The sequence below is a fragment of the Bilophila sp. genome (assembly GCF_057864385.1).
Window position 1 is genome coordinate 21,468 of record NZ_DBMAFI010000042.1, and the last position, 9,003, is coordinate 30,470.

Genomic DNA, 9,003 nt, shown 5'->3' on the forward strand with positions numbered 1-9,003 from the left:
CGCCCATCCATGACCGAGGGGGTCCGGGGGGAATCATTCCCCCCGGACAGGGGGTCAAGGGGGGCGGTAGCCCCCTTGCCGCCGGAGGCATTCTACCGCTCGAAGTAGGTATAGCCGCGCAAACCGTCTTCAAAGGTTTGCAGGATCTTGTAACGCTCCGAGGGAGTGATGCGCTTTTCGCGCACGGCCCGCTCGGCGGCTTCACGGAGATCCTCAAGGATGCGCCGGGGATCGTATTCCACATAGTCGAGGATGTCGGCTACGGAGTCGCCCCGGATCTCGCGGACGAACTGGTAAGAGCCGTCCTCACTGATGCGGATGGACACGACGTTGGTGTCACCGAGCAGGTTGTGCAGGTCGCCGAGGGTTTCCTGATACGCCCCCACAAGGAACACGCCGAGATAATATTCATCGCCGTCCACAAGGGGATGCAGATCGAGGGAGGCGCGCATCCCCTGCGGGTCAATGAACTTGTCGATGCGCCCGTCGCTGTCGCAGGTGATGTCCGAGATGACAGCCTTGCGGGACGGGAATTCCGTCAGGCGGTGCACCGGCATGACCGGGAAGAGCTGATCGATGGCCCACGCGTCGGGGAGCGACTGGAACACGCTGAAATTGCCGTAATAGATGTCGGCAAGCGTGCTGTCGATGTCCGCGAGCTCCTTGGGCGTGTGCTTGAGCTTTTCCTTTTCCTCGGAGATGCGGTTGATGATCGCCCAGAAGAACTTGTCCGCAAGCGTCCGCTGACGGAGCGTCACGCGCCCGGTGATGAACAGCTGGCGCATTTCGTCCCGGTAGTAGACGGCGTCGTTGTAGCACTCCTGAAGGTTGCGCACGGAAAGGCCCTGCAATACCTCACGGAGGTTGACCACCGGTTCCGGCACGTCTTCGGGCAGGACATCGGGGATGCTCTCGCCCGTTTCGGCGATGCTCACGTCGAGGATGTTGAACAGAAGGATGGAATAGTAGGCCACGGTTGCGCGGCCCGATTCCGTAACGATGTGCGGGTGTTCGATGCCCTGCTGGTCGAGGATGGTCATGACCGCTTCCACAACGTCGGTACAGTATTCATCCATCGAATAGTTGCGGCTGCTCACATAGTTGGTGTGCGAGCCGTCGTAGTCCACGGCGAGACCGCCGCCGAGGTCGAGATACCCCATTTTCGCGCCTTCCTGCACGAGGCCCGCATAGACGCGAGTGCTCTCCATGACGGCGGTGCGGATGTCGCGGATGTTGGGGACCTGCGAACCGAGGTGGTAGTGCAGGAGCTGGAGGCAGTCGAGCATGTCGTGCTGCTTCAGGGTGTCCACGATGTCCACCACCTGCGCCGTGGTCAGGCCGAAGGCGGAGCGTTCGCCGCAGGAACCGGCCCAGTGGCCGCTGCCCTTGGTGATGAGCTTGACGCGCACGCCGAGGAGCGGGCGCACGCCGAGCGCGGCGGAGCGTTCGAGGATAAGCTCCAGCTCGCCGGGCATTTCCATGACGAAAATGCACTTGAACCCCATGCGCACGGCGGAGAGGCCGAGGTCAATGAACTCCTCGTCCTTGTAGCCGTTGCAGATGAGGCAGGCTTCCGGGTCTTTGAGCTGGGAAATGGCGGAAATGAGTTCGGCCTTGGAGCCGACTTCGAGGCCGTGGTGAAAGCGCGAGCCGAACTGGGCGATCTTCTCGACCGTGTGCTGCTGCTGGTTCACCTTAATGGGGAAGACGCCGCGGTATTCGCCCTTGTAGCCGAGCGAGCCGATGGCCTTGCGGAACGACTCGTGCAGCAGGGTGATCTGCGAATCAAGAATGTTTTCAATGCGCAACAGAACCGGCATGTCGTAGCCGCGCTCGCGCATGCCCCGAATGACCTCAGGGACGCTGACGGCCACGCCCTTGCTGTCGCCGGAAGGATAAATCACGACATCGCCCTCGGGCGAAACGCCGAAGTAGCCGGCCCCCCAGTTGCGGATGCCGTACAGTTCGGTGGAATCTTCCACACTCCATTGCTGGAGAGTGCGCTTTATCGCCACGTAACGGAACCTCTCAAGGTAATCGGTTGAACAGGCGCGGGATCCCTGCCCCGTGACACAGCCATCGCAGCGCAATCCGAACCTACGCCCCCCATGTGGCCGCGGGGTGACATTTCCGCGCCGTTTGGCGGACAATGCGCTTCGGAAGGAAAACGCCCCGTTCCTCGGGAGAAAATCCGGGGGAACCGGGGCGTTTTGCGCGTACGAAAAACAGTCCAAATACGGATTGGAATATACCTTCAAAAAGACAATATTGTCAACAAGCCAGAGCACCGCCCCCCCATGCAGGGAGGCGCGCTTATGACTTGCCTTTCCAAATCGTTGGGCACAAAAGCCGTCCCCCCATGCGGGGGGAGCGTTCCCGCATGGGGTTCCGCCCCGCGCCCGGACGTCCCGCCCCACGCCGGGGCGTCCGGGCGCGGCATGATTGCGCGGCAAAAATATCTGTGCTAGGGGAAAGGTTTGGAATCAGCCGGACTTCCGCTTCGGCCGCTTCCGGAAGCGTCTTGTGTTTTCCTGTCCGGTTTTAGGTGCAGGTTTGACCACGCCCAACCTTCAGTGAGGAAAAAATGAAACGGATTGCTCTTCGTTGGCTCGGAGCCCTGCTGCTCTCCATCACCCTTGCCGCCCCCGCCATGGCCGCCGGCAAGCACCTCATCAACGGCATCGACGCCAACTATCCTCCGTTCGCCTACGTGGACGAAACCGGCAAGCCCGCCGGGTTCGACGTCGATTCCATGAACTGGATCGCCAAGAAGATGGGCTTTACCGTGGAACACAAGCCGATGGACTGGGACGGCATCATCCCCGCCCTGCTCGCCAAAAAGATCGACATGGTCTGTTCCGGCATGAGCATCAGCCCCGAACGCAAGGCTCAGGCCGACTTCTCCGAGCCTTACTGGACCATCCGCAAGATTTTCATCGCCAAGAAGGGCTCCAAGATTACCGAAGACCAGATCTACAACGGCAAGATCAAGCTCGGCGTCCAGCGCGGCACCAACGAGCATGACATGCTCCAGAAGGCGCAGGCCGAAAAGAAGTACAACTACCAGCTGCGTTTCTATGACTCCGGCCCCATGGCCATCGAAGACCTGCTGAACGGTCGCATCGACGCCATCGGCCTCGACGCCGCCCCCGCCGAAGACGCCATGCGCAAGGGCAAGCCCGTGCAGGAAGTGGCCGTGTTCGGTTCCGACGAGTTCGGCGTAGCCATCCGTAAGGGCGATGCCGAAACCATGAAGCTCGTCAACGAAGGCTACAAGCTCCTCAAGGCCGATCCCTACTGGAAGGAACTCCAGGCCAAGTATCTCGGCAGCAAGTAATGACGCTCACGCCGGGGGCCATGCGGCCCCCGGCGTTTTCGACGCGCTTACGCAAGACCGGCGACGCGGCCTCCCTCCGCCGTCGCCGCCTTGTTGTCAGGGCTTCCCTCTTCGGGAAGACTGGCGTATGCTGGAACGCTTTTCGCGGAGCGGGCGCGGCCTTCGGCATCCGCCCAGGCCCTCCGGTTCCGGGCGCGTCGGGCGCGCAGGCGCTCCGCCGCCCGCCCAGGGAGCCTTTCCTTGAAAGGCTCCGCGCACCAAAGCCGTTCAGCCGGAAAACGCCGTTTTCGGCGGAATCCAGGCCGCATTGCGGCGCGCCGGGCACAGGCTCGGCGTTCGGGCATTCCCATTTGGGAACGCTTTGACCCTCAACCCCCATTCCGTGAGTCGAGATGCTGGAAATAGTGGACAAAATCCCGGTTATTCTCAACGCATTGCCCTACATCCTTCAGGGCGGCGTCGTAACCCTCATCACCGTCATCGGATCTCTGGCGCTTGGGTTCTGCATCGGCCTTCCCCTCGCCGTGCTGCAAGTGTACGGCCCTTCGTTCATCCGCCGCCTCATCGGGGTCTACGTGTGGTTCTTCCGGGGAATGCCCATCCTGCTCCTGCTGTTCCTGTTCTATTTCGGACTGTTCGAGGTCATCGGCCTGAACCTGTCCACCATCACGGCATCCTGCCTCGTCCTCGGCATGGCGAGCGCGGCCTACCAGTCCCAGATTTTCCGCGGCTCCATCGAGACGCTCCCGGTGGGCCAGTTCCGCGCGGCCCGCGCCCTCGGCATGAACGACGGGCAGGCCATCCGGCATATCGTCCTTCCGCAGGCCCTGCGCCTGTCCATCCCCGGCTGGTCTAACGAATTTTCCATCCTGCTCAAGGACTCGGCCCTGTGCTTCGTCCTAGGAACCCCGGAAATCATGGCCCGCACCCACTTCGTGGCCTCGCGGACTTATGAGCACCTGCCGCTCTACATCACGGCAGGCCTGTTGTACTTCGGCATCACCCTTGTGGGCGTGCACCTCCTCCGCGTGCTGGAACGCAAGGTCCATATTCCCGGTTACGCCGTCAGCGGCTCCATGTGAGGCACGTCACCATGAACACTACCCCTATCCTGCGCGCCACCAACATCGTCAAGAAGCTCGGCGGCAAAACGATCCTCAACGACGTGTCCCTTGACGTGCACAAAGGCGACGTGAAAGTGGTCATCGGCCCTTCCGGCGCCGGCAAAAGCACGTTCCTCCAGTGCCTCAACTACCTCCTGCCCCCGGACTCCGGCGACATCTGGCTTGAGGGGAAGAAGGTCAACGCCCGCGACACAAGGGAACTGTGCGCCCTGCGGCAGCAGGTCGGCATGATCTTTCAGGATTTCAACCTGTTTGATCACCTTACCGCCGAAGAGAACGTCTCCATCGCCCTGCGCAAGGTCATGGGTTTCAGCAAGGCGGAAGCCCGCAGCCGCGCCCTGACCGAACTCAGCCGCGTGGGGCTCGCCAAGCGCGCCGCGCTTTACCCCGCCCAGCTCTCCGGCGGGCAGAAGCAGCGCGTCGCCATCGCCCGCGCCCTCGCCATGGACCCCAAGGTCATGCTCCTCGACGAGCCGACCTCAGCCCTCGACCCTGAACTTGTCGGCGAAGTGCTCTCGGTCATCCGCGACCTCGCGGATGGCGGCATGACCATGATCATGGCCACGCACCAGATGGATTTCGCCCGCGCCCTCGCCACGGACATCCTGTTCATGGAACAGGGCAAGATCATCGAGCAGGGCGCGCCCGACGTGCTGCTGGCCCCCGGCTCCGGCACGCGCACCAGCGATTTCTGCGGCAAGCTGTTCGACCTGCGCGGCGCCGAAAAAACCGGCGGGCCCACGGTCAGCGAACTCCTCACCGGCGACCTGTCCCACGACATCACCGACGACGGCAGCGAATCGTCCATGATCCCCGACGCACCGAAAAAGGACTAGACGATGCAGTGGCTTGATCCCGACTTCATCTTCCAGACAGTCCTCCCCGCGCTCAACCGGGGGCTCGTCATGTCCATCGCCCTGATCGTGCCCTCCGCGACCATCGGGTTCGTGCTCGGCGTCCTCACCGGCGTGGCCCGCGTCTTCGGCCCCAAGTGGCTCCGCAGCCTTGGGAACGGCTTCACCACCATCTTCCGCGGCGTGCCGCTCGTGGTGCAGCTCATGATCCTCTATTTCGGCCTGCCCAACCTCGGCATTTACCTCGAACCCTACCCGGCCTCCGTGCTCGGCTTCATCCTCTGCACGGGCGCGTACCAGTCGGAATACGTCCGCGGCGCGCTGCTCTCCATCCGGCAGGGGCAGATCAAGGCGGCCTATGCCCTTGGGTTCACCAAATTGCAGACCATCCTCTGGGTGGTCATCCCGCAGGCGGCCCGGCGCGCCCTGCCCGGCTGCGGCAACGAAATCATTTATCTGATCAAATACTCCTCCCTCGCCTACATCATCACCTGCATCGAGCTTACCGGCGAGGCCAAGGTACTTGTTTCGCGTTCGTTCCGGCCCACGGAAGTCTATATTGTGGCGGGCATCTATTATCTTGTCCTCGTCTCCTTCGCCACGTGGTTCCTCCAGAAGCTCGAACGCAAGTTCGCCATTCCCGGCTTCGGGAAGAAGTAAGCGCAGGGCGCCGCCCTGCACCCGCTGAGGCGCCGCCTCAGACTCCGCCGGGGGGAGAGCCTCCCCCCGGACCCCGGCGTAAACGGAAGCGCCCTGATTACGGCGGTTGACTCCCAGTCGGATCGGCCCGGCCCCCGGCGTAAGCGGAAAAGCCGGAAGTGGGTTCTTTCATCAACAGAATAAACGGCGTCGCCGTTTATTCCGCTTTTTAAGGAAACAATACAACCGATATAAAACCTCAGCCTCTCGCGTTTCCATAACCGAGAGGGTTTGGGGGGAATCATTCCCCCCAAGCAGGGTCAAGGGGCGGCAGCCCCTTGCCGCCGGAGGCACCACCCATTCTTGAAAAAAGGACATGCTTCAATGCCCGTACAGGAACATATCCGCAATTTCAGCATCATCGCCCATATCGACCACGGCAAGTCCACGCTCGCCGACCGTATCCTTGAGCTCACGGGGCTGGTGTCGGAACGCGAAAAACGCGACCAGTACCTTGACCGCATGGACATCGAACGCGAGCGCGGCATCACCATCAAGGCGCAGAGCGTCCGCATCCCCTACACGTCGAAAAACGGCAAGCAGTACCTGCTGAACCTCATCGACACGCCCGGCCATGTGGACTTCAACTATGAAGTCTCCCGTTCGCTGGCGGCCTGCGAAGGCGCGCTGCTGGTGGTGGACGCCACGCAGGGCGTGGAGGCGCAGACGCTTGCCAACGTCTACCTCGCCCTCGATCACAACCATGAGATCATCCCGGTTCTCAACAAAATCGATCTCCCCAGCTCCGACGTGGAGCGGGTGAAGTCCGAAATTGAAGAGGACATCGGGCTGGACTGCTCCAGAGCGCTGCCCGTCAGCGCCAAGACCGGCGACGGCGTGCCCGATGTGCTCGAAGCCATTGTGGAACGCCTCCCCGCGCCCGAAGGCAACCCCAATGCGCCGCTCAAGGCGCTTATCTTCGACTCGTGGTATGATTCCTATCAGGGCGTCGTGGTCATGTTCCGCATCATGGACGGGACGCTCCGCAAGGGCGACAAGATCGAACTGTTCGCCACCAAGAAGACCTACGAAGTCATCCGGCTCGGCGTGTTCTCCCCTGAGTCCCGCGATATGCCCGAACTCTCCGCGGGCGAAGTGGGCTTCCTCTGCGGCAACATCAAGGAACTGGGCGACGCCAAGGTCGGCGACACCATCACGCTGGCCGAACGCCCCTGCGACGAAGCCGTGCCCGGCTTCAAGGAAGTGAAGGCCGTGGTCTTCTGCGGTCTTTACCCGTCCGATCCGAGCGATTACGAACAGCTCAAGTTCGCGCTGGAAAAGCTCCAGCTCAACGACGCGGCATTCTCGTGGGAACCGGAAACCTCGCAGGCCCTCGGCTTCGGCTTCCGCTGCGGTTTCCTCGGCCTCCTGCATATGGAGATCATTCAGGAACGCCTCGAACGCGAATTTCAAGTGGATCTCATCGCCACGGCCCCCTCGGTCATCTACCGGGTGGAGACGACGGACGGCAAGACCACGGAAATCGACAACCCGTCGAAGCTCCCCGATCCCGCCCGCATCGCCAACCTCTATGAGCCCTACGTCCGCATCGACATCCACGTCCCGAGCGACTATGTCGGCAACGTGATGAAGCTCTGCGAGGAAAAGCGCGGCATCCAGAAGAACATGGGCTATCTGGCCCAGAACCGCGTCGTCATCACCTACGAGCTGCCCTTTGCGGAAATCGTGTTCGACTTCTTCGACCGCCTGAAGTCCGCCACGCGCGGCTACGCCTCGATGGACTACGAAGTCATCGACTACCGGGCCTCGAACCTCGTTCGTCTGGACATCCTCTTGAACGGCGAAGCCGTGGACGCCCTCGCGGTCATCGTACACAAGGACAAGTCCTACGCCTACGGGCGTGCGCTTGCCCTCAAGCTCAAGCGCACCATCCCGCGCCAGATGTTTGAAGTGGCGATCCAGGCCGCCATCGGCCAGAAGGTCATCGCCCGCGAAACCATTTCCGCACTCCGCAAGAACGTAACCGCCAAGTGCTACGGCGGCGACATCACCCGTAAGCGCAAGCTCCTCGAAAAGCAGAAGGAAGGCAAAAAGCGCATGAAGCGCATGGGCAACGTCGAGCTGCCTCAGGAAGCCTTCCTCGCCGCCTTGCAGGTCGGGGACGAGTAAGGAACAAGAAGGGGCGCACCTCTTCCGATTCCATAACATAAGAAAAGGACAGATTCTTGGAATCTGTCCTTTTCTTATGGCCCTGCCATAACAGCCGTCTGAATCCCTATTTCTTACAATTCCCAATAGACAGCCAACCCAATCCCTCAGTCATGGAGCCCGCCGACAAAAACAGGGAAAAAGGCCGTATCTTCACCATGATGAGGTAATGAAACGGCCACACGCCATGACGAAGCCTCCCTTCTTGAACCACTCCATTCAGCGGATTGATCCGGATACCCCTTCCTTTCCGTCCACACCGTAAACCGAAAGGCTGTGCCATAGAAAACAGTTGATGCGTTTTTCCTTGAAGCTCCAAAGGGATAACCGGAAAAATGCCTTAGCCCTGGATCCCGCCAAGGGGAAAACCAAAGAAAAAGGCTGTATTTTCACCGTACTGTGGAAATGAAACAACCACATACTATGACAGGGCCTTGTTCATCATTTCCAATCCGCCTACACAACGGATAAGCCGCCAACGATTTTGACGATTATAACAACAAATTTTTAAGCGACCTCATACGGCGGATAAAACCTATCCCCGCCATGCCGACTCCTAACCCAGCTTATAAGCCGCCCACACGAAAACTGGAGCGGGCCGCACGGGATATTCCTAATCGGCCTATGCGGTGGACAACACGCCTTGAGGAACGGCTCGGCGTCCGGCCATTTCTAAGCGGACTACACGGCGGATACCCCAAACCGCCCAGCATTCCGCCCACAGGGAAAGCCCGGAGCAGGGATTCAATAAACCCGAAAGTCTTTGGAAAGGGAGGGATGGGGTTTGGGGAAGGGAGGGAAAAGCTTTTCTTCAGAAAAG

7 protein-coding genes are annotated in these 9,003 nt (G+C 60.9%); 6 read left to right on the top strand and 1 reads right to left on the bottom strand.

Annotation, left to right across the window (positions count from 1 at the left end):
- Positions 1-92: 92 nt before the first annotated feature.
- Positions 93-2,015: a biosynthetic arginine decarboxylase gene (speA, locus tag ACZM8Y_RS12665; RefSeq protein WP_302551371.1), complete on the bottom strand. Its 1,923-nt coding sequence runs from the start codon at positions 2,013-2,015 to the stop codon at positions 93-95.
- 569 nt (positions 2,016-2,584) lie between these two features.
- Here speA and ACZM8Y_RS12670 point away from each other — a divergent pair.
- The 6 genes from ACZM8Y_RS12670 to lepA all read left to right on the top strand — a co-directional run bounded on the left by ACZM8Y_RS12670 (position 2,585) and on the right by lepA (position 8,144).
- On the top strand, positions 2,585-3,337 hold the full coding sequence (locus ACZM8Y_RS12670; RefSeq protein WP_302551372.1) for an ABC transporter substrate-binding protein: 753 nt from the start codon (positions 2,585-2,587) through the stop codon (positions 3,335-3,337).
- A complete protein-coding gene (locus ACZM8Y_RS12675) occupies positions 3,337-3,702 on the top strand; it encodes a hypothetical protein (RefSeq protein WP_482333254.1) in 366 nt (121 codons plus the stop codon). The genes ACZM8Y_RS12670 and ACZM8Y_RS12675 overlap by 1 nt, the downstream gene beginning before the upstream one ends.
- Before the next feature lie 27 nt (positions 3,703-3,729).
- The gene (locus ACZM8Y_RS12680) at positions 3,730-4,419 is read left to right on the top strand and encodes an amino acid ABC transporter permease (RefSeq protein ID WP_337431108.1); all 690 of its coding nucleotides are present in this window, start codon (positions 3,730-3,732) and stop codon (positions 4,417-4,419) included.
- 11 nt (positions 4,420-4,430) lie between these two features.
- Entirely contained in the window at positions 4,431-5,297 is an 867-nt protein-coding gene (locus ACZM8Y_RS12685; RefSeq protein ID WP_479859062.1) for an amino acid ABC transporter ATP-binding protein, read from the top strand.
- A 3-nt stretch (positions 5,298-5,300) separates the two neighbouring features.
- A complete protein-coding gene (locus ACZM8Y_RS12690; RefSeq protein ID WP_005028212.1) occupies positions 5,301-5,975 on the top strand; it encodes an amino acid ABC transporter permease in 675 nt (224 codons plus the stop codon).
- 363 nt (positions 5,976-6,338) lie between these two features.
- Positions 6,339-8,144, top strand: a complete 1,806-nt coding sequence (lepA, locus tag ACZM8Y_RS12695) for a translation elongation factor 4 (protein ID WP_302551375.1) — start codon at positions 6,339-6,341, stop codon at positions 8,142-8,144.
- Positions 8,145-9,003 lie beyond the last annotated feature (859 nt).

Excerpts from the sequence above, each read along its gene's own strand:
- ACZM8Y_RS12690 (WP_005028212.1), top strand. The coding sequence starts at position 5,301 with ATGCAGTGGCTTGATCCCGACTTCATCTTCCAGACAGTCCTCCCCGCG.
- lepA (WP_302551375.1), top strand. The coding sequence starts at position 6,339 with ATGCCCGTACAGGAACATATCCGCAATTTCAGCATCATCGCCCATATC.
- ACZM8Y_RS12670 (WP_302551372.1), top strand. The coding sequence starts at position 2,585 with ATGAAACGGATTGCTCTTCGTTGGCTCGGAGCCCTGCTGCTCTCCATC.
- ACZM8Y_RS12675 (WP_482333254.1), top strand. The coding sequence starts at position 3,337 with ATGACGCTCACGCCGGGGGCCATGCGGCCCCCGGCGTTTTCGACGCGC.
- ACZM8Y_RS12680 (WP_337431108.1), top strand. The coding sequence starts at position 3,730 with ATGCTGGAAATAGTGGACAAAATCCCGGTTATTCTCAACGCATTGCCC.
- ACZM8Y_RS12685 (WP_479859062.1), top strand. The coding sequence starts at position 4,431 with ATGAACACTACCCCTATCCTGCGCGCCACCAACATCGTCAAGAAGCTC.